Raw genomic sequence first — 24,394 nt, 5'->3', positions numbered from 1 at the left:
CACGCGGCCGGCGGCTCCACCGACGCGTCAGCGGCGAGTGGAGTGGCCGTGGGGACCGTCGTCCGTCACCTGACCGGAGCGGCCTCGCCCTCGATCGCGTCCTCGGCGCTGTCCGACTCGCCGGCGTCGTCCTTCGCCTGGGCTTCGGCGAGAGCGCGCGCCTCTTCGTCGAGATCGGTCGCGGCCTGCTCGAACTGCGAGTTGTACAGGCGGAAGTAGGCGCCGTGCGTCGCGATGAGCTCGTCGTGCGTGCCCTTCTCGACGATGCCGCCGTTCTCCATCACGAGGATGAGGTCGGCGTCGCGGATCGTCGAGAGGCGGTGCGCGATGACGAAGGACGTGCGTCCTTCGCGGAGCGCCGCCATCGCGTGCTGCAGCAGCAGCTCGGTGCGGGTGTCGACGGAGCTCGTGGCCTCGTCGAGGATGAGCACCGACGGCTGCGCGACGAACGCGCGCGCGATCGTGATGAGCTGCTTCTCGCCCGCCGAGATGTTCGACGCGTCCTCATCGAGGAGCGTGTCGTACCCGTCGGGCAGCGAGTGCACGAACCGGTCGACATACGTCGCCCGCGCGGCGGCGAGGATCTCGTCGTCGGTGGCGTCGGCCCGGCCGTAGCGGATGTTCTCGCGGATGGTGCCGGCGAACAGCCACGGATCCTGCAGGACCATGCCCGTCTTGGCGCGGATGTCGCGTCGCGTGAGCAGGGCGATGTCCTGGCCGTTGAGCAGGATGCGTCCGCTGTCCAGCTCGTAGAACCGCATGAGCAGGTTGACGAGCGTCGTCTTGCCCGCGCCCGTCGGACCCACGATCGCGACAGTCTGCCCGGGCTCGACCCGGAACGACAGGTCGTGGATCAGGGGGCGTTCGGGCGAGTACGAGAACGCGACATCCTGGAACTCGATCGTGCCGTCGCCCTCGACCGGCGCGGGGGCGTCGGCGGCGTCGGGGTCCTGCTCGGTCTCGTCGAGCAGCTCGAAGACGCGCTCGGCGGATGCCGTGCCCGACTGCACGACCGCGGCCATTCCGCCCAGCTCCGACAGCGGCTGCGTGAACTGCTGCGAGTACTGGATGAAGGCCTGCACGTCGCCGAGTCGCAGCTGGCCGCCCGCGACCATGAGCGCGCCGAACACGGCGATGCCGACGTAGGTCAGGTTTCCGATGAAGAGCATCGCGGGCATCATGATGCCCGACAGGAACTGCGCCTTGAACGAGGCCTGGTAGAGCTCTTCGTTCTCGGCGCGGAACGCCTCCCGCGAGGCCTGCTCGCGGCCGAAGACCTTGACGAGCGCGTGCCCCGAGAACGACTCCTCGACGCGCGAGTTGAGGCGCCCGACCTTGCGCCACTGGATGCCGAACGCCTTCTGCGACCGCGGCCCGATGACGCCGAAGAGCACGCCCATGAGCGGGAAGCTCACGAGCACGACGAGGGTGAGCTGCCACGAGATCGACAGCATCATGATGAGCACGCCGATCACGGTGAGCACGCTCGTGAGCGCCTGCGACAGCGACTGCTGCATCATCTGCGTGATGTTGTCGATGTCGTTGGTGACGCGCGAGATGAGCTCGCCGCGCTGCACCCGGTCGAAGTAGCGCAGCGGGAGGCGGTTGATCTTCGCCTCGACGTCTTCGCGCAGGCGCCACATGACCCGCACCATGATGACGTTGATGACGTAGCCCTGCAGCCACAGCAGGATCGACGACGCGAAGTACAGGGCGAGCACGATGAGCAGCACGCGGCTCAGCGCCACGAAGTCGACGCCGGCCCCGGGGACGAAGTGCTGCATCGCCGCGACCATGTTGGCGAGGTCCTGCTGACCCTCGGCCTCGAGCCCCGCGACGACCTGCGCCTGCGTAGCGCCGGCCGGCGCCATCCCCGACACGACGCCCTCGAAGAGGATGTTCGTCGCCTCGCCGAGGATCTTGGGCGAGAGCACCGCGAGCACGACGCCGATGGATCCGAGGATCGACACGAGCACGAACGCGAGGGCGTGCGGGCGCAGCAGGCCGATGAGCCGTCGGAAGGCGGGCCAGAACTGCGCGGCCTTGCCGGGGGCGACGGCGCCGCTCCAGTCGTCGGCGGAGATGCGCGCCTGCTCGCCGAGCTCGATCTCGAGCTTCTCTTCGGCGCTCAGCTCGGCGACGGCGGCGAGGGTCCGGCTGCGCCGGCGGGTGGGCTTGTCGGCGCTCATCGGGCGACCTCCGCTCCGAGCTGGGATTCGACGATCTCGCGGTAGGTCTGGCTCGTCTCGAGCAGCTGCTCGTGCGTGCCGAGTCCCACGATGCCGCCGTCGTCGAGGACGACGATGCGGTCTGCGTCGGTGATGGTCGAGATGCGCTGCGCGACGACGATCTTCGTGACGTCGGGCAGCTCACGCCACAGCGCCTGCCTCAGGCGCGCGTCGGTTGTGAGGTCGAGCGCCGAGAACGAGTCGTCGAACACGAGTACCCGCGGCTCGTGGACGATCGCGCGGGCGATCGCGAGGCGCTGGCGCTGGCCGCCCGACACGTTGGTGCCGCCCTGCGAGATCGGGGCGTCGAGCCCGCCCTCCATCTGGCTCACGAAGTCGCTCGCCTGGGCGATCTCGAGCGCCCGCCAGAGCTCGGCGTCCGTCGCGTCCTCGCGGCCGAACCGCAGGTTGGACGCGATCGTGCCCGAGAACAGGAATGGACGCTGCGGAACGAGCCCGATCGTGCCCCAGAGCGCGTCGAGGTCTGCGCGCCGCACATCGCGGCCCCCCACCTCGACGACGCCGTCGGTGACGTCGAACAGCCGCGGAATGAGCGAGATGAGCGTCGTCTTGCCGGCGCCGGTCGAGCCGACGACCGCGACGGTCTCGCCGGGGGCCGCCGTGAAGGTGATGCCCGACAGGATCGGGTGCTCGGCGCCCGGATAGGTGAACGACACGTCGCGGAACGCGATGGTGCCGGGCGTGGGGAAGTCGGCGACGGCGTCGGCGGCACGCTCGAGCGATGACGTCGTGTCGAGCACCTCGCCGACGCGCTCGGCCGAGACCGCGGCGCGCGGGATCATGAGCGTCATGAAGCTCGCCATCATGACGCCCGAGAGGATGATCATGACGTACTGCATGAACGCGAAGAGCGTGCCGATCTGCACCTCGCCCGCGTCGACCTTGATGCCGCCGAACCAGATCACCGCGACCACTGTCACGTTGAGGATGAGCATGACCGCGGGGAACAGCAGCACGAACAGCGAGCCGACCTTGCGGCCGATGACCATGATCTCGGTGTTGGCTTCGCGGAAGCGCTCCTCTTCGATGGGCTCGCGGATGAACGCGCGGATGACGCGGATGCCCGTGAGCTGCTCGCGCATCACGCGGTTCACGCCGTCGAGCTTGCCCTGGTAGCTGCGGAACAGCGGCACCATGCGGGAGATCAGGATGCCGGCGACGACGAGCAGCACGGGCACCGCCACGGCGATGATCCATGCGAGGCTCGCGCTCTGCTCGATCGCGAGGATGATGCCGCCGATGGCGAGCAGCGGCGCCGTCACGAGGAACGTCGCCGCCATCATCGTGAGCATCTGCACCTGCTGCACGTCGTTCGTGTTGCGCGTGATGAGCGACCCTGCGCCGAAGCCCGTGACCTCGCGCTCGGAGAAGCCCGAGACGCGCTCGAAGATGTCGTCGCGGATGTCGCGCCCGAGCTTCATCGCCGCGCGGGCGGCGAACCACGTCGCGATGATGGACGCGAGGATCTGCGCGAGCGAGACCGTGAGCATGAAGACGCCGGTGCGCCAGATGTACTCGGTGTCGCCCTTGGTGACGCCGTTGTCGATGATGTCGGCGTTGAGGCTGGGCAGGTAGAGCGAGGCGAGGGCGGATGCCGACTGGAACAGCAGCACGCCGAGCAGGAGCCAGCCTGACGGTTTGAGATAGCGGACGAGAAGTTTGGCCAGCACGGATTTCTCCTGACATGGCGAAGCCGTGGCGGGGCTTTGCCGGTGCGGATGTGGTGTTGCGTAACCACCTTCGCACGGCTCCCCGACATCGCGGCGGCCCCCTCCGTGCGGGCGGGACGCCGGACACTCTAACACGATATATCGCGTGACGAGAGGGCCTCAGCGAGCCGCCGACCACTCCTCGAACGCCAGCTGATCGATGACGGCGTCGCCCGCGGGCACGAGGCTCGTCTCTCCGACGACGCGGCCGAAGTACCCCGCGGCGGGGTCGACGACGACCGGTCGCGCGTCGCCGCGGGCCGCGAGGTCGCGGCCGAGGAAGTCGGCGAGCGGCGCCCGCTCGGGGCCCGCGACGTCGAACGCGCGGCCGGGAGCCGTCTCGGCCGCGTCGGCGAGCGCACGCGCGACGGCCTGAGCCGCGACCGGCTGCAGCAGCGCCGTCCCGACGCGCACTTCGCCGTCGACCGTGCTCGCGTCGGCGATCTGCGCGAGGAACTCGAAGAACTGGGTCGCGCGCACGATCGTCGAGGGCACCGCGCTCTCGGCGATGAGCCGCTCCTGCGCGACCTTGCCCGCGAGGTATCCGCTCGCGTCGGGGTTGCGGTCGATCCCGACGATCGACAGCGCGACATGGTGCGCGACGGCTGCCCGCTCCTCCGCGGCGAGCACGTTGCGGGTGGCCGCCGTGAAGAACTCGATGACGCCCGCTTCGTCCCACGCCGACGACTCGGTCGCGTCCACGACCGCGTCCGCGCCGGCGAATGCCTTGTCGAGGCCCGCCCCCGCCAGTGCATCGACCCCCGTGGACCGCGAGGCAGCGATCACCTCGTGACCGCGCTCCACCAGCTCCGCGACCACTCGCGCGCCGATCCGTCCCGTTCCGCCCAGCACCACGATCTTCATGATCTCTCCAACTCGGATTCTGCCTGTCCGAGTTCAATGTACCCGGACACCATCTATCCGAGTCAAGTAGTGTTTCCGGGTATGAGGATGTCGGGCGGAGTCGAGTGGGCGGTGCACTCGTGCGTCGCCCTCGCGGGCGTCGCCGAGCCCGTCCCCGCCGCGACCCTCGCCCGGCTCAACGACCTCTCGATGACGTACCTCGCCAAGCAGATGCAGTCTCTCGCGCGGGCGGGCCTCGTGCACTCGGTCCAGGGCAAGGCCGGCGGCTACGTCCTCGCGCGTCCGGCATCGGAGATCTCCGTCCTCGACGTCGTCCTCGCGATCGAAGGTTCCGAGCCGCAGTTCACGTGCACCGAGATCCGGCAGCGGGGCCCGCTCGCGGCATCCCCCGAGGACTGCCTGCGCTCGTGCGCCGTCCACCGCGCCATGCTGGCCGCGGAGGAGGCGTGGCGCGGGTCGCTGCGCAGCGTCACGGTCGCAGACCTGGTCGCGACGGTGGACCGGGACTCCGGCCCCGACGTGCTCGCGCGCGTCCGCGGCTGGCTGGCAGCCCCGACCGACTGACCCCGCGGCCTATGCCTCGGCGGCCCGTGCGATGTCGGCGCGCTCGCGCCAGCTGCTCGCCGTGACGCGGTCGAGCGCCACCTGGCGCCGCAGCGCATCGGCCTGCTCGTAGAGCGACGGCTGGCCGTAGCTCGTCATGACCTTCACGAGCACCGGCAGCAGCTCGATCATGAAGAAGAGCCCCGCGATGAGCCAGTGCGCCCACGCGAGCGTCGGCTCGCGCTCCGACAGCCGCTCGAGTCCGCTGATCTGGCTGAGCAGGCCGATCGCGCCTGCGTTGCCGCTCGCGACCTCCGCCGCGCGCGCGTCGTACGCGGCGAGCGCCGCCTGGTACTGCTCGCGCGCCGCGGGAAGCTCGTCCTTCGCCTGCTGCTTGTTGACCGCTTCGGAGGCGCCGGCCTCCGCCGTGCCGGCCGCCTGCGCGGCGGCGAGGTCTCCCTGCGCCGCGGTGAGCTGAGCGGCCAGATCGTCGTACGCCGCCTGCGCGGCCGCGAGCTGGTCCTGCGCGGCACCCGAGCTCGCGCCCTCGCCCGCGACGCCGCTGCAGCCGGCCACATCGCCCTGACCCGTGAGCTCGCACTGATACATGGCACGCGCCTGATCGATCACGAGCTGCTGCGCGGCGAGCTTCGCGGTGAGGTCGTCGACCGTCGCCTGGGCCGAGGCGGCGGCACCCGAGGTCGTGTCGGCTCCCGCGACGACACCGCTCGCCGCCTGGCTCTCGAGCCCGGCGACATGCTCGCTCGCGGCATCCAGCGCCTGCTTCTCGGGCCCATCGGTCACGGCGTCCTGGTCGGACTGCGCCTGGACGAGATTGGTCGCCGTCACTTCGCGCGCGATGTCGTTCTGGAAGATCTGCAGCACGAGCGGCTCGGCCACGACGATGCCGATGACGGCCGCCATGATGACGCGCGGGATGGCGAGGCCGATGAGCCTGCCGATGCTGTGCGTCGAGCGCATCGTCGAGGTGAGGAAGCGGTCGAGGTTGAAGATGATCAGCATCCACACGATCGCGAGCGGCAGGGCGCCCCACGCGACGATCCGCACACCCGTTGTGAGGGCGAAGTACATGGAGATCGCCGAGATCAGCGCCGTGCCGGCGATGACGAAGAACATCTGCACGAAGCGCGGCGTCTCGGTCGGCACCTGATCGAGCACCGACCCGTCGGCGCCGCCGAGGATCGCGAGCCGGCGCCATCCCGTGCCGCGCTCGCGACGACGCCTCGCGGTCTTGACACGAACGGGAGGGGTGGATGCCGCAGCCTCCGGCTCCTCGATCGGCGCGCGCGTCTCGACCGGCGCGCCGGCCGTGGCGGGCTCGTCGATCGCGCCCCACTCGCCGATCCGGTGCTTCTCGGTCTCGGGGTCGGCCGTCACCGCGACGGGCTGCGTCGGGTTCATCGCAAGCGCGTCCTCGAGGAGGTCGCGCGTCTCGGGGTACGGGTCCTCGGGGCCGTCGAGATGCTCTTCGCGCGGCTCGCCCGCGGCCTGCTGCGCGCGCACGTCGTCGAGGTACAGATCGTCCGGTCCGTCACCGTCGGTCTCGAACTCGATGCGGCCATCGGAGCCGAATCGGCCCGGCCGGTGCGCAGAGAAAGACATCCGGCCACCTTAGAGCGGTCAACCTGTGCGCCAGGTGTGTCCGCGGGCCCGCGGTCTGGAGCGCCGCGGAGCGGCGCCATAGGGTCGAGGCGTGACGCGTCGCACTCCCGCCGCACCGACCGCCTCCGCGACCGAAGCCGCCGCCGTGTGGGTCAGCGGGTCGCGCGGCAAGCTCGGGCGCGAAGTCTGCCGGCAGCTGCGCGCCGTCGGCGTCGACGTGCTCGAGGCTGATCGGCAAGGACCGTCGCCCGTGGATCTCACCGACGCCGACCAGGTTGCGCGCTCGATGCGAGGCGCGACCGCGATCATCCACTGCGCCGCGATCCCGACCCCGGAGCACACTGAGCCCAGCGAGCTCGTCCGCAACAACACGATGGCCTGCTTCAACGCGCTCGAGCAGGCGTGGCAGGCGGGCATCCGCACCGCGGTGGTGGTTTCGAGCGGTTCCGTCTACGGGACGTCGTTCTCGCCGGAGCCGCTCTTCTTCTCAGCCCTCCCCGTGGGCGAGTGGACGCCGCTCGAGTTCGTCGACCCGTACGCGCTCTCGAAGGACTTCAGCGAGCGCATGGGCGAGATGTACGCCCGACGCGGCATGACGGTGACGGCGCTGAGGCCGCAGTGGATCCTCACCTCTGGCGAGGCCGAACGCATCGCCCACAGCCGAAGCGACGCCGACGGCGCCGCGAGCCTGTGGGGCTGGATCCACCTCGAGGACGCCGCCCGGGCATGCGTGCTCGCACTTCAGCCCCAACCCGAGCACCGCGGCTACGAGGCGCTGGTGATCGCCAGCGACGAGACGCTCTCGGAGACTCCGACCAGTGACCTGCTGGACCGCCATCTCCCGGCCGCTGTCCGCCGACGGGACTTCCCCGGCCACGAAGGCGGTTTCGACAGTTCACGTGCAGCCGTCGTTCTCGGCTGGCGGCCGACGCGTTCGTGGCGAGATCGCTGAAGCTCCCGCGCCTCACCGACCGTCGTTGCGCACCCCCGCCGACAGGCGTACGTTCAGCTCGGGGGACCGAAACGGGAGCGTTGCAATGAGCGACGAACACGTTGTGGGCGGCCGTCGGCTGCCGTTCGACCGGGTCACGAGACCGGGGTCGTCGTTCGAAGAGGATGTCGCCTATCGCCGGGCGTACCGCCTGACCTTCTCGTTCGAGGAACGGAAGATCGCCCTCGTCCTGCGCGAGCCGATCGAGATGACCCTGCCGCCGTCGGCACCGCTCGATGGGAGAGCGCCTCGCGCGCCCTTCTGGTTCGAGCTTCAGGACGACAAGCAGACTGTGCTCTTCCGACGCACGCAGCGGCATCCACTCGACCCCCGCGTCGAAATCCGGACGGGAGATCCTGAGCATCCACTCGCCTACGTCGATTCGCGTCGCACGTCCGGAACGTTCACGCTGCTGGCTCCCGACCTGCCCGACGCGCGATGGCTCGTCCTGTACGACTGGGGCGAGGCCGAGAAGCCCGACCAGGAGCCGGTGCCGGCCGAGTTCGCGCGCTTCCCGGTCGGCGCGGCGATCGACGACGCCGCCATCGCGGCCGACACGATCCCGCCCACCACCGTCTCCGACGCAGTCGCGGCGTACGACCGCGCCGCTGTGATCCATCTGCGGGCCTTCGACAACCTGGGGAAGGTCGCCCGAACCCTCTACCGACTCGACGACGGCGGTGAGCAGGAGGGTCTGACCATCACTGTCGAGAAGCCCGGCGCGCACCGGCTGGCGTTCTGGTCGATCGACCAGACCGGCAACACCGAATCCGAGAACGTCGTCGAGTTCTCCATCGGCCGCCGACTCGAGGTGAGGTGAACCATGGGCGCATCCGACGGAGCGGTCCTGGCGTTCCGGACCCTTCAGGACAACGGGCCGCGACAGCTGCGGTACAACATCGCGATCGTCTCGGACGGGTACACGGCCGCCGAGATGCCGCTGTTCCGGTCGCACTGCAAGTCCTTCCTGCGGACGCTGTTCTGGACGGCGCCGTTCTCGGGCCTGCGCTGCACGTTCAACGTCTTCGCGCTCGAGGTCGCATCGACGCAGTCCGGCATCGACGACCCGCTCATGTGCGGCGACGGAACCACCGGCACCGGCGCCATGCCGAGGACGTACTTCGACTCGACGATGTGCGGCGGCGGCGCGGTCCGCAGGGTCATCTCGTTGGACTCCGGGGCGGTGCGCAATCGGGTCGCGGGATTCCTGCCCGAGGTTCATTCGATTCTCGTCCTCGTCAACAGCAGCCTTCACGGCGGCGTGCAGGGCGATGTCGCCGTGTTCACCGCCGAACCGGGCTGGGAGGACACCGCCCTCCACGAGTTCGCGCACGTCCTCGGTCTCGCCGACGAGTACGCCTGCTACGTGTGCGACGGAACGGACAGCGGCCGCCGATACGACTCCTTCCTCTCGTTCTTCCAGTACGGTCCGCTCGACGAGCCCAACGTCACCGACCAGACCGCGCTCTCGCGCATTCCGTGGGGAGCGTCGATCCTGCCGACGACGACAGTGCCCACCCCGCCCGGAACGGTGCCGCTCGGGACGGTCGGCCTGTTCGCGGGCGCGAAATACTATGCGACCGGCCTGTTCCGCTCGGAGGAGAGCTGCAAGATGCAGTCCACCGGGATGCCGTTCTGCGGAGTGTGCCGGACGTCGATCACGTCGGCGCTGGCGTCGTGGACGCCGTCGACGGTGTGCGTGACGCCGACGGTGATCGCTCCGACCATGAGCCTGTCGGCGTTCCCCACGCGCAAGGTGATGATCACGCCGGGTCGAGGCGGCTACATGGTTCCTCTGACGGCGAGCACCGCCGGTCTGCCCGGAACCCCGGTGTGGTCGAGCCGGGTCGACACGGGCTCGTGGATGCCGATGCCGGCGAACCGCACGGCGATCGTCCCGGTCAATCAGCAGGCGTGGACCCACGCCTACGACCACACCGTCGGCGTTCTGGCCGAAGTGACGGTCGCCGATCTGGACTTCTGGGTGCCGGGAACCGCCGCCTTCACGACGGCGGCGGCCGATGTCCCCATCGCACTGCCCCGCCCGGCTCCCGCAGGCAACGTCGTCGTCTCGGACTACGCGGACTCCGGCAACGTCGAGGGCAGCAACGGCTCGTCCTCGATCAACATCGGCGGGGTCAAGGCCGGCAACGGGTGGGTGTCGATCGGCACACGCCGCTACTACACGCGGCTCGCCGTGAAAGTGCAGCTCGACGCGGGGCACTTCGGACCCGACGATGATCCGGCCTGGTCGCTGCAGAGCATCACCTGGACTCCGGCACCCACACAGCGGGTCGGAGCGCACGCCTACTACGACATCACCTTCGACGCGGCGGGGATGTGCTGGCTGAACAGCAGCCCGGCGACCGTCGTCGACCCGAACGTCGGCTTCGCGATCTCCGCGTCGGGAAGGGATGCCATCGGCCAGCCGTTCACGGCGAGCGGCAGGCTGGTCCCGACGAATGTCGACTACCGCCAGTCCATTTCGACGATCCAGGTGCCGAGGATCCCCAAGTGGGAGTGGCCGATGCGGTTGGAGATCCTCAACGCGGGGCTCGAAGTCCAGGTCGACGGAACGCCGGTCGTGCTCGAGGGCGACATCCTGCGCATCGGCGACGTCGAGATCCCCGTCGAGCGGGCCGGTGGGTGAGGCGCCGGACGCATCGGCCGACCCCGTGCTCGCGTTCCGGGCTCGCGCCGCGTCTGAGGTGGTCCTGAGTCGGCGGCTGGCCGCGATGGTCGATGCGGGGCTGAGCCCTCTCCATCAGGTTTCAGTCAAGCGACGCAGCCGCCAGTTCTCCCACAGGGCAACCCAACGGGTCACGACGTCTTCGTAGGGTCCGATCCATTCCGCAGGGACGTCGGGAAGAACCAATCCCCGGGAGTGGAGCAGGCACTCGACGGGGATCCAGAGGCGCGTGCGCGGCTCGGCCGACTCCGAAGCCTCGCGCCAGAGGTTCTCCATCGCCGCCTGGTCGTCGTCGAGGTAGGCGAGGGCCGTCCGCGCCAGGGCGGTTCGACCCGCGATTCTGCGAGCTGAACGATCCCGGTCGGTGCGCTCGATCAGGTCCAGCGCGGTCGAGGTCGACCCGTGCCCGATCAAGATCCCCGCAAGAAGCGCGTCCTGCAATGCAGCCTCATGGCCGGCAGCCTCCGCGCGGAGTCGCATGGCATCCACTTCGCCGGCGGATGCGCCTCGGATGAGCGCCTGACGCGCGAGGTGCGCACCCGCGAGTTCGAGATGGTCCTTCAGGTTCATGCTGTCGACGCCCGACGTGAGACGTGACGCCGACCACTCGAGCAGCTCCTTGGGCTTGCCATGGTCGTAGCGGATGCGCCCACGCAGCCGTGGGCGGATCTCGTCGTCCGACCAGCTGGGCTCATCGTGGACCTGGCGGTACCGCCGCGCGCTGATGAGTGTGTACGCGCGCTGTCGTTGGCTGAACTTCGGCGCGTTCGGGCGCTCACTGATCAGCCGATCCCACTGCGCGAGCGATCGGTCCCACTCGCTCCCGCCGGCATAGAGATAGGCGAGGTGGCGGCTGCCTACACGGGCGATGGGGAGTGGGACTCCCGCGAGCCGCTGAAGCGACGCCTCACGCTCCTCGCGGGGAAGCGTGATGTCCTTGCCTGCGAGGAACAAGAGGATCGCTGCGCCCAAGTCCGTCCGGGAGCGCGCGGGAACGTGTGCCGAGAGGCCGGCGATCGAGGGGCCGAACACGAGGGCCTCGGTCACCCAGTCGCCGTAGACGGCGAACTTCGGCGCCCCGATGCCGGCGGGCACGGCGCACACGATCCGCATGGCGATCGCGTAGTCGCGCAGCGCACGATCGGCCGTCGACGCGATCGCGCTGTAGTCCTCGTCGCGGACCGCGTCGCGATAAGCCTCGATCGATTGCTGCCACCGGATGTGGACGTGCTCGAGGGCGCGGGTGCCGGCACTGATCCAGTCGTCGTCGGCCCACCCGTTCGCGACGCTGTATCCGGCATCGAGCAGGATCTCCCGCACCGAATCGTGCATCGTGAACTGGGTCGAATCGGATTCGGAGGGGCTCACGAGCGACCTGTCGAGGGCTCGCTGCGCGGCCCCGTGGTCGTAACCGACCACGGCCGCCGCGAGTTTCGCGTCGGTGGAGCCGAGCAGCGCGACGATCCGCAGGACGCGCTGCTCGTCCGCGGGAATGCCGTCGAAGAGCATCGCCACCATCGACTCCAGGCTCCCCGTGACGGCCGCTTCCGTTACGGCTTCGTCGTTTCGCACGTAGGTGATCGCCACCTCTATTGCGATCTCGAGGTACTTCGGGTTTCCTCCAGAGCTGTGGGCGATCCGACGGATCAACGTGTCATCGAGGCCGAGACCGTGTCGTCTCGACGCGTGCTCGAGGACTGCACAGCTGTCTGTCTCCGTGAGACTCCCGACGCTGTGCTGTCGAGGCTCGATCGACCCGGGCGGCACCGTCAGCAGCGGCCACACCTTGCCGCCCCGGTGCGGAAGCGTGTGCCCGTCGAGCCGCGCCCAGCGGAGTGCGCTGCGCCCCGTGACCACGAACAGCATCGAATGCAGACTCCAGGCGATGCGGTTGAGCAGCTCTTCTCCCTCGCGGCGCGCATCGAGATCGAGCTTCTCGAAGGTGTCCACGAACACGACGATCAGGGGTGACTCATCTGCCGCGGCGAGATCCGACAGGAGGAGGCCCACCATGCGCTCGACGAGGTCTGGACGGGGGTCGTCTGGCGTGGCGAGCACCCGCAGATCCTTGAGCAGGTCCTCATAGTCGTCCGGTACGCCGGGCAGACGACGGATGCGTCGATCGAACAGCGACCACAGCGACCCGAACAGCAGTCCGGCGACCTGCGCGGCCGTGCTGGGCCAGTCGAACTCCTTGGGCAGCGAGTCCTCGAAGACGGCCCCGGCAGTCGCGAGCACTGCGTTCTTGAAGTCCCGATCCTCCTCGGTGCCGACCGGGAAATCGACGCCCGGCTTGATGGACGCCCAATAGGTGGCGAAGGCGATGTCGAAGCAGGGCCAACTGCTCCGATACGCGCCCAATTGCCGCCGCAGGGTGTACAGCAGTTCTGCCGGATGGATCTTTCCGTCTCCGCCTTTCAGATCGATCCGCACCGTGGCGTCGACATGCGTCTCGGGTCGAGGTCCCCACCCCTCGATGGCCGGCAATCGGCCCTCGGCCCACTCGAGCAGCCGCTGCGAGAGCGCCGTCTTTCCAAGCCCGCCCATGCCATGGAACACCAGCACGTTCTGTCCCTGGCTCGCGTGCGAGGCATCCGAGTCCAGTCGACTCCGGTGCGCGGCGAGCGCGGCCGCGAACGCGCCGGACTCGGAATTGCGGTTCGTGTAGAGCAATTCGTCGCGCGCCACGGAAGTCTCCCCTAGTCCACCCGATTCGCATGCTAGCGAATCGGCCCTCCCCCCGACGGCGTCACGGGAGTGCGCTCGGCCGTGGCGCGGGCGGGTGCCCGCCGAACCACGATCGAGAGCAGGGCGGCGATGGCGCACAGCGCCGCGCCGCCCCACCATGCATAGGTATAGGCACCGAAGGCGTCGCGGATGACGCCCGCTCCCAGCGCCGCCGCGGCGGCGCCGATCTGGTGCGCGGCGAAGACCCACCCGAAGACGATGGTTCCGCGGTCGCCGAAGATCTCCCGGCACAGCGCGGAGGTCGGCGGGACGGTGGCGACCCAGTCCAGCCCGTAGATGACGACGAACAGCACCATGCTGGGGTGCACGACGTCGGCGAGCAGCCAGGGCAGCAGCACGAGGCCGACGCCGCGGAACGCGTAGTAGACGACCAGGAGGATGCGCGGATCGAACTTGTCGGTCAGCCATCCCGAGGCGATGGTGCCGGCGATGTCGAAGATTCCCACGACGGCGAGCAGTCCCGCGGCGGTCGTCGTGGCCATTCCGTGGTCGTGCGCCGACGGGATGAAGTGGATGCCGACGAGACCGTTCGTCGTCGCGCCGCAGATCGCGAAGGCGACCGCGAGCGCCCAGAACGACGGCGTCCGGGCGGCGGATGCGAGTCCCTCGATCGCCCGTCGGGCGGCATTGCCGCTGACTCGGGCGGGTGCGGTGTGCGTCGCCGGGTCGGCGCCGAAGGGCAGGACCCCGCGATCCTCGGGGTAGTCGCGCAGCACGAGCCACACGAGGGGTACGGCCGCGAGGGCGACGGCAGCGACGACGAGGGATGCCGCGCGCCAGCCGGCTGTCGCGGCGAGATCGGCGACGATCGGCAGGAAGATCAGCTGGCCGGTCGCGGAGCCTGCCGTGAGGATGCCCATCACGAGTCCGCGTCGTCGAACGAACCAGCGATTGGCGATCGTCGCGGCGAAGACGAGCGCCATCGAGCCGGTGCCCAGCCCGATCAGCACACCCCAGAACACGACCAGCTGCCAGGATGCGGTCACCAGGATGCTGCCGCCCGCCCCCAGGGCGATGAGGACGAGGGCCGTGGCGACCACCTGGCGCACCCCGAACCGGTCCATCAGGGCGGCGGCGAACGGGGCGGTCAGCCCGTACAGCAGGAGGTTGATGCTGACGGCGAGCGACATGACGGTCGTCGACCATCCGAACTCCTCGTGCAGGGGCACCATGAGAGCACCCGGAGCTGCGCGGAAGCCCGCTGCCGCCAGAAGCGCGAGGAATGCGACAGCCGCGACCCACCACGCGGGATGGATGCGGAGGCGAGCCGCACGGGCGGCACCGCCGTCCTCGAGGTCGGCCGGGCGCGGCATCCCTCCGTCCGTCGGGGTCATCCGCGCTCCACCGCGTCGTCGGTGGAGCGGTAGGCGACGGCGTCGATCTCGATGTCGAACTCGCCGGCCCAGCTCGCGACCGGGACGAAGACGCGAGTCGGCGCGTCAGCGGGGAAGTGGCGTGCGTAGACCTCGTTGATCGTCCGGTAGTGGCCGGCGTTCGCGGCATAGACCCTGACGTTCACGACGTCGTCGAGGGACGCACCCGCCGCGGCCAGGCACGCCGTGAGAGCGCGCAGGCACGTGTCCGTCTGCGTCGCGATGTCGCCGCGGACGAGCTCGCCCGTGTCGGGATCGTATGGCGGCAATCCCGACACGTAGACGGCCTGCCCTGCGGTGTTGACGAGCGTGAGTGGCACACCGAGCCGCGCGAACGCGTCGGAGAGGACGGGAACGGTGACGATGCGTCGCATGGCGGGTCCTCGGAATTCCGGAGTAGACTTTCTTGAAGAAAGTTACACGAGACGCGACCGCGTCCGCCACTGCGAGAGGGGCTCGGATGCCGCTTCGATCCGATTGGTCGACGGAGTACTGCCCGATCCGCCGCTCTCTCGACGTGCTCGGCGACCCGTGGGTGCTCCTGATCGTCCGCGACGTGCTGCACGGTCGCGGCCGGTTCGACACGCTGCGCGAGAATCTCGGCATCGCCGACGCCGTCCTCAGTCGGCGGCTGGCCGCGATGGTCGATGCGGGGCTGCTCACTCGCGTCGACTACCGCGACGGCGCCCGCATCCGCAAGGGATACGCGGCGACAGATGCCGCGGCCGAGCTTCTGCCGGTGCTCCAGCAGCTGGCGGTGTGGGGCGAGAAGCACACCGCGATGCCCGACGGCGGCGGGCACATGGCGATGATCCACGAGACCTGCGGTCAGGAGACGGCGCAGGGTCAGGTCTGCAGCGCGTGCGGCGCGGTGCTCACGGCCGAGCAGATGACCTGGGTCAAGCCGTGGAAGAACGCGCGCGACCGCCTGCAGCCCGCGGGCGCCCTGCTCTGAGCCGACGCAGCGTCTGTCGCCGGCTGAGAACTCGCCAGATCCTGATCGACCCCGAGCAGGGTCAGAGCTTGCCGGGGTCGGTGCTCGTCAGTAGATGGTCTCGCCTCGCTTGAGCATCTCGACGTACTCGGCGACGCGCGCGGCCCGTGAAGCCGGACGTTTGAGGTTGGCGACGCGGAAGGACATCGCGAACCGGTTCTGCGCGGACTGCGCCGCGAAGGCCTTCGCGATTTCGGGGTCTGCATTCAGGGCTTCCTGCAGCTCTGCGGGGAGTTCGCCGTCGCTCTGCCGGTACGCGCTGTCCCAGCGCCCGTCCGCCTTGGCGCGGTCGATCTCGAGCTGGCCCTGGGGCCGCATGCGACCTTCCTCGATCAGCCGAGTCACGTGGCCGATGTTGACCTTCGACCACAGGCTGCGCGGTCGACGTGGCGTGAAGGTCTGGATGAAGTAGTCGGCATCGAGCGAGTTCTTCTGCCCATCGATCCACCCGAAGCACAGCGCGACATCGAGCGCCTCGGCGTACGTGATGCCGGGCCGGGTCGTCGCCGTCTTCCGCAGTCGAAGTCGGATCCCGATCGGGTCGGGGCCCGACTCCAGCCAGGCCTCCCACTCCGCGACGGTGTCCACGTGCAGTTCGGGCTTGTCCACGCGGTTGAGGATAGCTCTCGGCTCAGACAGGGACGAGCCGATGCCCCGGCGCACGCCGCCCGCCGGGGCATCGACTTCCCGACATTTCGCGGGCGGAGTACCGTGCCGAGCAAGACCCTCGCGACCGCCTGCGGATGAAGGGGCGGCGCCGCGAACGGCAGGCGACGGACAGGGGTGCTCGAATGGCGCGATTGACGGTGGACTACATCACCTCGCTCGACGGGTTCGGATCCGCGGAGGGCTGGCCCGGACTCTGGGGCATGGGTGGCCCCGAGTACTTCGCGTTCCTCGAAGAGGATGCTCGTGACGAGTACCTGACGCTCATGGGGGCGAACACGTACCGACTCTTCGCAGAGTTCGCCCGCACGGGGTCCGAGGACCTGTCCGAGCTGACGAACCGCCGAAAGGTCGTGTTCTCGAAGAGCCTGCACGAGCCGCTCGAGTGGGCGAACACGACCCTCGAACCCGGCGACGCGGTCGAAGCGGTGCGAAGGATGAAGCTCGAGGGGAGCATTCCCCTGCGAACCGTGGGGAGCCCGAGCCTGTGCCGGTCGCTTCTGAGGGCTGGACTGGTCGATCGCTATCGCGTCGTCATCTTCCCCGTCGTGAACGGCGCGACGGGTGGCGACCGGATCTATGACGGCTGGCCGGATGTCGGCCTGGCGCCTGAGTCGATCCGCACGCTGGATGGCCGCCTCCAACTGGTCGAGTTCACCCCGACTGTGCTGGACGGTCCGCCTGACTGACGTCCCGGCATCCGTTCCCCGCGCCCGTCGGCCGAGGTCTCGGGGTCGCGGCTACCTCACGAGCGAGTCGAGGAGCGACGACCGCTCGCTCCGGGTGCCGGCGATCTCGACGACCTCCGCGTGCGTGCCGATGAGGTCGGGGTCTTCGATGAGATCGAGCAGGATGTCGTTCATCGTGTCTCGCAGCTCGAGGTCCTCGTCGGCGTCGACCCAGAACCGCTCGGAGGTGGTGAGCGGCAGCACCACGAGCAGGTCTACATGACGGAGCGCTTCGGCGGTGATGATCGCCGAGCGCTCCAGAAGCTCGCTCGACATGCCGGCACCCGTCTTCTCGCGGAGTGCCACCAGGTAGGCGAGGAAGTCCAGCGGGCCGCGTTCGGCGATGAGGTCGGGACCGAACTCGCCGGAGACGAGCCGATCGGCAGCAACGCGGAGCTGCGCCGCGAACATCGCCGCGCTCGGGCCGTCCCACGCTTCATCGATCAGATCGAACGGGTCGGGCAGCACGACGAAGTCCGGGTGGCGTGCCGCGAAGTCGGAGATCAGCGTGCTCTTGCCGCTCGCGTGAGTCCCTGAGACGACGATCCGCATGTCGCGAGGGTACCGGGGCCGCCGTGCAGGAGGTGTCGTCTAAGCCCGACCGCGGTTGCGCTCGACGACGCGGAGATTGCTGAGCGAGCTGCCGACGAGCATCTCGCTGCGCGTGCGCCGGACGATCTCGCTGTCGGTGACGAGTCGCCTGTGCGTGAGCACCTGCCACACGGCACGCTCGGCTTCGATCATCAGCGACGCGTCAGGGATCGCCGTCGCGGACCGAGTGCGGAACACCCCATCGGGCGACCCCGCGGTGAGCACACGCACCGTGACCGACGGCAGCGTGCCGACGAGCAGGGCCTCGAGCCACGCGTTCATCTCCGTCCCTCCGTCGAACGGATCGGTGCGAAGCGTCGCGAGCGTGTCGTACTGATCCACGAGCGCGTGCGCCGCTGCGATCGCGTGCATGGCCGTCGGCGCGGTGGTCGCAATGGGGCGCGCGGCGAGGTCCGTGACCCGGGCGCGCAGCTGAATGCGCCGGTCGTGGAGGCGGTCGGAACGTGGCTGCGTCACGCCCCAGTCCTGGAGCGCCTGCTCCACGGAGGAGAGTGCGAGCACCTCGGGAGGCCACCCATCCGGTGGAACCTTTCGCAGGACGGCAGCCGCGTCGACGAGGAGTGTCGCCGGCCCCCGGGCCGCGAAGAAGTTCTCGGGTGAGGAGGTGCCGTCGGTGGTCTCCGAGGGCTCCGACTCATCGAGGGCACCCAGCAGCAGGGCCGCCGCCGGAGCCAGACCGTGTCGGGCACCCAGCAGGTTGCCGACGACCCGCTCGATGTAGCCGTATCTCCCCGACGAGATGTGACCGCCCTGCCAGTCGGTCGCGGTTGCGACCGCGGTCGCGATGTCCGCGCCGAACAGTCCAGCCGTCAGTTGCAGTTGAGTGAGCAGACCCCTCGTCTCGAAGAGATCGCGTGTCCTGATTCCCGGGACGACATGCTGATGATCGCGAGTGATCCACAGCCGGGATGCCTCGGCCGCCTGCTCGCGGGCGGCTTTCCACGCTCGGTCGAGCCGGTCGTCGGCGAAGGTCTCGGCGAGCCAGTCTGCGTCGAGGGGAATCGGGATGCTGTTCCCCGCCAGGCTCCAGTGCTGCAGCCGATTGACGATGAAGGCCGCGTCGACGTGGGCGCTCAGGCCGAGCAGCGCGAGCGTCGCGCCGGTGTAGGTGCCCACGAAGTCGTGCACGTGCTGCAGCTCGTGCAGCAGGGTCCCGACGAGCGCGGCGAACTCGGTCCGGGCATCGCGGTCCCACCCCGCGGACGCGTTGCAGCGGGCCGCGAACCGGACGACCCCCTCCTCAGCGCCGAGGGTCTCGTCGCCGAGATCCGATGCCAGACCGAGCAGCTCGTCGACAGCCTGCGCGCATTGATCGCGCGCATCGATCTCGACGACTCGTGACCAGGGAGAGGTGCTCGCGGACGGAAAGGAGACGGGCACGGTCGCGCCGTCACGTCCCGGTGAAGCCGCCGCGCAGCTGCTCGAACGCGCGCTCGAGGGCCGCAGGATCAGACGAATTGAGCACGACGACGACCCCATCCGGGAGCATCACGGTCATCGACACGGGGGTCGGGGAGTCCGCGGCCTTGCGGCGGAAGAAGCGTTCGAGCACACGCCCCACGAGGTACCCGACAGCGGCTTCGACAAGGATCGTGCCGACCCACAGGAGGATCCCGATCGGCTCGAACCGGGCATCGTCCGACTGGTCCAGCTCCGCGATGTCCGCGGGATCGCCGCCTGCGGCGGACAGCTCGGCCTGCAGTTCGGCTTCGAGTTCCGACTCCCAGGCGACCGGGAGCGACACCTGCACTTCGACTTCGCCGTTCGACTCCGCCATTGCTCACCTCCACGACTGAACGAGCCCACGGCGAGTGATGGATCCGGGTCGCGATGAGCGAGGAACATCCTCGCGACTCAGCGTGCCCGACCCGCCGTGGGACGGTCAAGGCTCGAACTGATCCCGCGAAGCTCGACCTGGATCAGGTCTGAGCGGCCGGGGGCGGCGCGAGGTGTTTGACGCCTTGCTCGACGACGATGCGCACGAGCTGCGTGCCGGGGACGAAGATGTTGACCGTCTCCACCCCGACGTCGAGCAGGAACTTCGGCTCGAGGATCTTGCCGAGGTACTGCTCGAACGTGGCACCGTCGGGGTGGGTCGCACCGGTCAGCCCGTCGAACTCGATGACGGCTTCCTTCGCGCCGTGGCGGTACCGGAACGCGTACACGGGCCGATAGACGAGGTCGACGACATCCACCGTGACCCTCTCCTCGAGCACGCGATCGGCGTCGATCTTGCCGATGGCCCCCGCCATCACCTCGCGCACGAGCATCGACGCCTTCGCGTCGGGCGGAACGACGACCGTGCCTGATGTCGTCGCGGCGGCCAGAGCCTCGGCATCCACTACGGAACTCGCGTAGCTGTCGTACGCGCTCAGGGCGGGAGTCTCGAGACGGGTGAGCCCGTCGAAGGCGAAGGCCCGCGCGGACTCGTCGCGGCACGACTCGAGGCCGGTCAGCACGATGTGCCCCTGGTTGACGGGCAGGGCCTGCCCCGCGATCTCGACGCCGCGGACACTGGGGGAGACGGCGACGGAATAGCTCCTGGTGCGCTCGTAGGCCGCGACGGTCGACACGTGCAGACGCCAGAACGGCTGCAGGCGGCGTTCGCGGTAGACGCACTCGTAGTCCTCGGAGGTGGCCCGATTCAGCAGTCCCCCGAGCTTCGCGCCGGTGCCGAACGCGTCAGCGCGGCGCGACCACGCCCGACCCTCGGCGTGATCGAGGCTGAAGCGGTCGGCAAGGAGGATGATCCGCTCTTCGGCGATCTCGACCTGCATCGCGGCATCCCCTCTCGATATCGGGGTCAGCATACGACCGCTCACGGTCGCGCGGGAGGCCACGCTTCGAGCGGGGGCTGTCGGGTGGCACTGACAGGATGAGCGGGTGACAGAGCCCACACCGCATGAAGAGCTGCACAAGGACGGCAGCGTTCGAGGGCGCGGCCAGATGATGGATGACGAGATGCACGGCTATTGGGAGTGGTTCCGCCTCGACGGCACCATCATGCGCAGCGGTTCGTTCGACCGGGGTCGTCAGATCGGGACGTGGACCACCTATGACCGCTCCGGTGCGCCCCACAAAGAGACGCAGTTCGGGGAGTAGCTCCGCCGCCGCACTGTCCGACGGCTACAGGGAGCCGAGGACGACGCGAGGATCCTGGTCGAGCGCGAGGGTGTCGAGGACAGTCAGCAGCTGACGCTCCTCATAGGCGAAGTGGCTCTCCATGATCGCGCCGACCCCGTCGAGGTGACGCTCGAGTTCTTCCCGTGAGGCATCCTGATCCACCGCCGTGGACAGCGCCGTGAGCAGGTAGTCGATCATCGAGTGGTCCTGCATGAGGGTGCGCAGCACGGGAGCGAGACTCGGATGGGCGGCCTCGATCGCGGGGAAAAGGGCGCGATCCTCGCCGCGATGATGGTCACCGAGCGCGACGCAGAACCCGCGGCAGTACAGCAGCAGCTCACGACGCGCGGCGGCAGGGTCTTCGATGGCTTCGCGCGCGGCTCGCAGGGCCTGTCGCAGGCGGGCGTGCACGCCGCGCAGCTCGCTGCTCCACGCGATGAGCCTGGTCGTCTCGCGGTCAGTCACGCGAGAACGGAAGGTGCGACGAGGGCATCGCCCACTCCTTCAATCCGGCGCCTCCATGCCTGACACGGTCTGCCACCGGCACGCGACGCTTCCCCGAAGATACCCGAAGCGTGCGGGCCCCGGTCAGTGCGTCGACGGCCGACCCGCGACATCCCGTGGCAGAGTGCTGGCGTGCCGTCGCCTCAGTCGCTCAGCGAAGAAGACCGCCGACTGGTGGCGGCCTGGGCGGCCGACTGCGCCGAGCGGGTCCTCCCGCTGTTCGAGGCGGAGGCGCCGGCGGACGCCCGCCCCCGGGACGCCGTCGCGCGTGCTCGGGCGTTCTCGCGGGGCGAGCTCACGGCGGCGGGCGAGATCCGCCGCCGCTTCGTCGCCGGTCGCGCCGCGCACTCGGCGTCCTCCCCCGCCGGCGCTGCCGCTGCCCGCGCCGCCGCCCAGGCGGCCGGTGTCGCGCACATGGGTGCGCACGCGCTCGGCGCAGCCGCCTACGCCGCGAAGGCCGCGGGTATGGCCGACCCCGCAGGGGGCGCCGCGATCGAACTCGACTGGCAGCTCGAGCACATCAGCCCGCCCGTCGCCTCGGCGCTGCGACGGCTCCCGATCCTCGGCGAGGACTCTGCGGGACCGCTCGGCCCCGGACTCCTGGCCTCGGGCGACCTCGGCGACCACATCAGGCGAATCCAGGCGTCGCTGCGCGGGACCACCGGCGAGTCCACCGCGTGACGACTCCGTCCCGCGGGGACCGCCCGACTACGGGCGAGGCTGCGGGGCGAGCACGATGAGCCACGACGCATAGTGCTCGGTGATCAGTCCGCCGAGGTCGGCGACGGCGGCGGCGGCCTGATCGGCCTCGTCGGCCGACCAGTCGCTGAACGTGGCGAACAGCCGGCGCAGCTGCACGGCGTCGAGTTCGATGCTCCACCGGCACCGGAAGACGTCCTCGACGGCGAACAGTCCCGATCGGCTCAGCCGCTCGGCGGCGACCGCGGCGTTCTCGTGATCGCCCTCGCGCGGCGGCGCCTCCCGCCGGTCGACGATCTGCGCGACCCGCTCCCGGAACGGCGTGACCGCGGCACCCGCATCGCCGAACACGTTGCGCCACACCAGGAACCGCCCTTCGGCCGTGAGCGCCCGATGCACCTTCGGCAGCACGATGTCGAGGTCCATCCAGTGGATCGAGGTCGCCGCCACGGCGAGATCGAACGACGCCGCGCCCAGCTCGACGTCCTCGGCACGCCCGATCAGGACACGGGCATGTGGATGCTGCGCCTCGAGCATCGTCGCGAGTCGCGCACCCGGCTCGACGGCGACGACGTCCACGCCCATCGCGAGGAGCGGTCCGCTCGCCTCGCCCGTGCCGGCTCCGAGGTCGACCGCGCGGCGCCCGCGACCGACGAGTCCGGTGTCGCGCACGCGCGCCCACAGCTCGGGCGGATACGGCGGCCTGGCGCGGGCGTAGTCGTCGGCATGCGCGTCGAAGTGCATCGGATCCGGCACGACTCGAGCCTACGGATCTCGCCGCGACGCATCTTCGGATGCCAGAGCTCCGGGGACGACGGCGGCCGGATGCGCGCGGGCGCGGCCGCGCGCGCGCCTCAGTCCTCGAGCGGCGTGACGGCGGCGACGCGCTGGTCGTCCTCGGTCGCGACGAGCTGACCGCACGCGCCGTCGATCTCCTTGCCGCGCGTGTCGCGCAGCGTCGTCGGGATGCCGGCGTCGTTCAGACGACGCACGAACTCGTTCTGGGCCGCCTTCGTCGACGAGGTCCAGATCGAGCCGGGCGTCGGGTTGAGCGGGATCGGGTTGACGTGCACCCACCCGCGCCCGCGCGCGTTGAGCTTGTCGGCCAGGAGGTCGGCGCGCCACGGGTGGTCGTTCATGTCCTTGATGAGCGCGTACTCGATCGAGACGCGACGGCCCGTCTTCTCGAAGTACAGGCGCGCGGCGTCGAGCGCCTCGTCTACCTTCCACCGCGAGTTGACGGGGATGAGCTCGTCGCGCAGCTCGTCATCGGGCGCGTGCAGCGACAACGCGAATGTCACGGGGATGTCCTCGTCGGCGAGCTTGCGGATCGCGGGGACGAGTCCGACGGTCGAGACCGTCACGCCGCGCGCACTCATGCCGAGGCCGTGCTTCTTGTCGGTCATGACGCGGACGGCCTGCATGAGCCGCGCGTAGTTGGCGAGTGGCTCGCCCATGCCCATGAAGACGATGTTGGTCACGCGCTCGTCGGGGTGCTCGGCGGGGCCCAGCCCGCCCTCGCGGATGAGGCGGTTGGCGCGCACGACCTGCTCGATGATCTCGGCGGCCGACATGTTGCGCGTGAGGCCCGCCTGCCCTGTCGCGCAGAACGGGCAGTTCATGCCGCAGCCCGCCTGCGACGAGACGCACAGCGTGATGCGGCCCGGGTAGCGCATGAGCACCGACTCGACGAGGGCGCCGTCGTGCAGCTTCCAGAGGAACTTGATCGTGTCGCCCTTGTCGGTCTGCAGCCGCCGCACCTCGGTCAGGAGGGGTGGCAGCATCCCGTGCACGAGCTCTTCGCGCCCCGCGGCGGGGAGGTCCGTCATGAGCGCCGGATCGTGCGTGTAGTGCGTGAAGTAGTGCTTCTCGAGCTGCTTCGCACGGAAGCCGGGGAACCCCAGCTCGACGAGCTTCGCGATCCGCTCGTCGTGCGTGAGGTCGGCGAGGTGCACGGGCGGCTTGCCGCGCTTGGGCGACGCGAACTGCAGCAGCGGCCGCCCCTCGGTGTCCTTCTTCTGCGTCCAGCCCTCCGTGGTGGGCCGCACCTGGGGTGCGCGGGCGGGCGGGCGGCTCGAATCCATGGCTCCAGGGTAGGCGACCGACCTGCGCGAAGTCTGTTGGGAGAAGGGAAGCCGCCCCCTCGGTGGAGAGTCAACCCATAGCCAGGCCTCAGGTATCCATGAGATTCTTCTCATGATCGACACCGCTCCGGCATTCCCCCCGAAGCCGGCAGGTGCCGGGCGTCCCCCAAAGGAGGGTGAGAGCCTGAACGCACA

23 protein-coding genes are annotated in these 24,394 nt (G+C 69.6%); 8 read left to right on the top strand and 15 right to left on the bottom strand.

Annotation, left to right across the window (positions count from 1 at the left end; translation table 11 throughout):
• Positions 1 to 65: 65 nt before the first annotated feature.
• The 3 genes from MJ607_RS09880 to MJ607_RS09870 form a co-directional block, all read right to left on the bottom strand.
• Entirely contained in the window at positions 66 to 2,189 is a 2,124-nt protein-coding gene (locus MJ607_RS09880; protein WP_243075419.1) for an ABC transporter ATP-binding protein, read from the bottom strand.
• The gene (locus MJ607_RS09875) at positions 2,186 to 3,919 is read right to left on the bottom strand and encodes an ABC transporter ATP-binding protein (RefSeq protein WP_243075418.1); all 1,734 of its coding nucleotides are present in this window, start codon (positions 3,917 to 3,919) and stop codon (positions 2,186 to 2,188) included. The genes MJ607_RS09880 and MJ607_RS09875 overlap by 4 nt, the downstream gene beginning before the upstream one ends.
• A 159-nt stretch (positions 3,920 to 4,078) precedes the next feature.
• On the bottom strand, positions 4,079 to 4,822 hold the full coding sequence (locus tag MJ607_RS09870) for an SDR family oxidoreductase (protein ID WP_243075417.1): 744 nt from the start codon (positions 4,820 to 4,822) through the stop codon (positions 4,079 to 4,081).
• Positions 4,823 to 4,903: 81 nt separating this feature from the next.
• Here MJ607_RS09870 and MJ607_RS09865 point away from each other — a divergent pair, with 81 nt between their 5' ends.
• Positions 4,904 to 5,386 carry an Rrf2 family transcriptional regulator gene (locus MJ607_RS09865; protein WP_243075416.1) on the top strand — a complete coding sequence of 161 codons (483 nt, stop codon included), beginning with the start codon at positions 4,904 to 4,906 and terminating at the stop codon, positions 5,384 to 5,386.
• Positions 5,387 to 5,395: 9 nt separating this feature from the next.
• Here MJ607_RS09865 and MJ607_RS09860 read toward each other — a convergent pair whose 3' ends face one another.
• The gene (locus MJ607_RS09860; protein ID WP_243075415.1) at positions 5,396 to 6,988 is read right to left on the bottom strand and encodes a DUF4407 domain-containing protein; all 1,593 of its coding nucleotides are present in this window, start codon (positions 6,986 to 6,988) and stop codon (positions 5,396 to 5,398) included.
• Positions 6,989 to 7,079: 91 nt separating this feature from the next.
• Here MJ607_RS09860 and MJ607_RS09855 point away from each other — a divergent pair, with 91 nt between their 5' ends.
• The 3 genes from MJ607_RS09855 (at position 7,080) to MJ607_RS09845 (ending at position 10,629) form a co-directional block, all read left to right on the top strand.
• Complete coding sequence (locus tag MJ607_RS09855; protein WP_243075414.1) at positions 7,080 to 7,940, top strand: NAD(P)-dependent oxidoreductase; 861 nt, start codon at positions 7,080 to 7,082, stop codon at positions 7,938 to 7,940.
• A gap of 85 nt (positions 7,941 to 8,025) precedes the next feature.
• A complete protein-coding gene (locus MJ607_RS09850) occupies positions 8,026 to 8,799 on the top strand; it encodes an OmpL47-type beta-barrel domain-containing protein (protein WP_243075413.1) in 774 nt (257 codons plus the stop codon).
• Between the two features lie 3 nt (positions 8,800 to 8,802).
• Positions 8,803 to 10,629 (top strand): M64 family metallopeptidase, encoded by a 1,827-nt coding sequence (locus MJ607_RS09845; RefSeq protein ID WP_243075412.1) that lies wholly within the window; start codon positions 8,803 to 8,805, stop codon positions 10,627 to 10,629.
• A gap of 114 nt (positions 10,630 to 10,743) precedes the next feature.
• On the opposite strand, the gene MJ607_RS09840 is transcribed toward MJ607_RS09845, so the two are convergent.
• From MJ607_RS09840 to MJ607_RS09830, 3 genes are read right to left on the bottom strand one after another with little or no spacing between them, the layout of a single operon-like run.
• Positions 10,744 to 13,356 carry a hypothetical protein gene (locus MJ607_RS09840; RefSeq protein WP_243075411.1) on the bottom strand — a complete coding sequence of 871 codons (2,613 nt, stop codon included), beginning with the start codon at positions 13,354 to 13,356 and terminating at the stop codon, positions 10,744 to 10,746.
• 32 nt (positions 13,357 to 13,388) lie between these two features.
• Positions 13,389 to 14,750 (bottom strand): MFS transporter, encoded by a 1,362-nt coding sequence (locus tag MJ607_RS09835; protein ID WP_374238049.1) that lies wholly within the window; start codon positions 14,748 to 14,750, stop codon positions 13,389 to 13,391.
• The gene (locus MJ607_RS09830) at positions 14,747 to 15,163 is read right to left on the bottom strand and encodes a RidA family protein (RefSeq protein WP_243075410.1); all 417 of its coding nucleotides are present in this window, start codon (positions 15,161 to 15,163) and stop codon (positions 14,747 to 14,749) included. Before MJ607_RS09830 ends, MJ607_RS09835 begins: the two co-directional genes overlap by 4 nt.
• A gap of 86 nt (positions 15,164 to 15,249) precedes the next feature.
• Between MJ607_RS09830 and MJ607_RS09825 the strand changes: the two genes are divergently transcribed.
• The gene (locus MJ607_RS09825) at positions 15,250 to 15,744 is read left to right on the top strand and encodes a helix-turn-helix domain-containing protein (protein WP_243075409.1); all 495 of its coding nucleotides are present in this window, start codon (positions 15,250 to 15,252) and stop codon (positions 15,742 to 15,744) included.
• Between the two features lie 87 nt (positions 15,745 to 15,831).
• Here the strand turns inward: MJ607_RS09825 and MJ607_RS09820 are convergent, their stop codons facing one another.
• Positions 15,832 to 16,392 carry a YdeI family protein gene (locus MJ607_RS09820; protein ID WP_243075408.1) on the bottom strand — a complete coding sequence of 187 codons (561 nt, stop codon included), beginning with the start codon at positions 16,390 to 16,392 and terminating at the stop codon, positions 15,832 to 15,834.
• Positions 16,393 to 16,574: 182 nt separating this feature from the next.
• Here MJ607_RS09820 and MJ607_RS09815 point away from each other — a divergent pair, with 182 nt between their 5' ends.
• Positions 16,575 to 17,138 carry a dihydrofolate reductase family protein gene (locus MJ607_RS09815; protein ID WP_243075407.1) on the top strand — a complete coding sequence of 188 codons (564 nt, stop codon included), beginning with the start codon at positions 16,575 to 16,577 and terminating at the stop codon, positions 17,136 to 17,138.
• Between the two features lie 51 nt (positions 17,139 to 17,189).
• Here MJ607_RS09815 and MJ607_RS09810 read toward each other — a convergent pair whose 3' ends face one another.
• The 4 genes from MJ607_RS09810 to MJ607_RS09795 form a co-directional block, all read right to left on the bottom strand.
• Entirely contained in the window at positions 17,190 to 17,729 is a 540-nt protein-coding gene (locus MJ607_RS09810; RefSeq protein WP_243075406.1) for an AAA family ATPase, read from the bottom strand.
• A 39-nt stretch (positions 17,730 to 17,768) separates the two neighbouring features.
• Positions 17,769 to 19,169: a hypothetical protein gene (locus MJ607_RS09805; RefSeq protein ID WP_243075405.1), complete on the bottom strand. Its 1,401-nt coding sequence runs from the start codon at positions 19,167 to 19,169 to the stop codon at positions 17,769 to 17,771.
• A 10-nt stretch (positions 19,170 to 19,179) separates the two neighbouring features.
• On the bottom strand, positions 19,180 to 19,566 hold the full coding sequence (locus MJ607_RS09800; protein WP_243075404.1) for a hypothetical protein: 387 nt from the start codon (positions 19,564 to 19,566) through the stop codon (positions 19,180 to 19,182).
• Positions 19,567 to 19,708: 142 nt separating this feature from the next.
• Entirely contained in the window at positions 19,709 to 20,566 is an 858-nt protein-coding gene (locus tag MJ607_RS09795; protein WP_243075403.1) for a hypothetical protein, read from the bottom strand.
• Between the two features lie 106 nt (positions 20,567 to 20,672).
• Here MJ607_RS09795 and MJ607_RS09790 point away from each other — a divergent pair, with 106 nt between their 5' ends.
• Positions 20,673 to 20,891 carry a toxin-antitoxin system YwqK family antitoxin gene (locus MJ607_RS09790; RefSeq protein ID WP_243075402.1) on the top strand — a complete coding sequence of 73 codons (219 nt, stop codon included), beginning with the start codon at positions 20,673 to 20,675 and terminating at the stop codon, positions 20,889 to 20,891.
• A 24-nt stretch (positions 20,892 to 20,915) separates the two neighbouring features.
• Here the strand turns inward: MJ607_RS09790 and MJ607_RS09785 are convergent, their stop codons facing one another.
• Positions 20,916 to 21,377 (bottom strand): hemerythrin domain-containing protein, encoded by a 462-nt coding sequence (locus MJ607_RS09785; protein ID WP_243075401.1) that lies wholly within the window; start codon positions 21,375 to 21,377, stop codon positions 20,916 to 20,918.
• A gap of 171 nt (positions 21,378 to 21,548) precedes the next feature.
• Here MJ607_RS09785 and MJ607_RS09780 point away from each other — a divergent pair, with 171 nt between their 5' ends.
• Complete coding sequence (locus MJ607_RS09780) at positions 21,549 to 22,097, top strand: putative immunity protein (protein ID WP_243075400.1); 549 nt, start codon at positions 21,549 to 21,551, stop codon at positions 22,095 to 22,097.
• A 27-nt stretch (positions 22,098 to 22,124) separates the two neighbouring features.
• Here MJ607_RS09780 and MJ607_RS09775 read toward each other — a convergent pair whose 3' ends face one another.
• The gene (locus MJ607_RS09775; protein WP_243075399.1) at positions 22,125 to 22,871 is read right to left on the bottom strand and encodes a class I SAM-dependent methyltransferase; all 747 of its coding nucleotides are present in this window, start codon (positions 22,869 to 22,871) and stop codon (positions 22,125 to 22,127) included.
• 98 nt (positions 22,872 to 22,969) lie between these two features.
• On the bottom strand, positions 22,970 to 24,199 hold the full coding sequence (rlmN, locus tag MJ607_RS09770) for a 23S rRNA (adenine(2503)-C(2))-methyltransferase RlmN (RefSeq protein WP_243075398.1): 1,230 nt from the start codon (positions 24,197 to 24,199) through the stop codon (positions 22,970 to 22,972).
• Between the last annotated feature and the right edge of the window lie 195 nt (positions 24,200 to 24,394).

It is taken from the genome of Microbacterium sp. SS28 (assembly GCF_022761035.1).
Taxonomy (GTDB): Bacteria; Actinomycetota; Actinomycetes; order Actinomycetales; family Microbacteriaceae; genus Microbacterium.
Note: the sequence above shows the minus strand (reverse complement) of the source record. Positions and strands in the feature narration are given on the sequence as shown.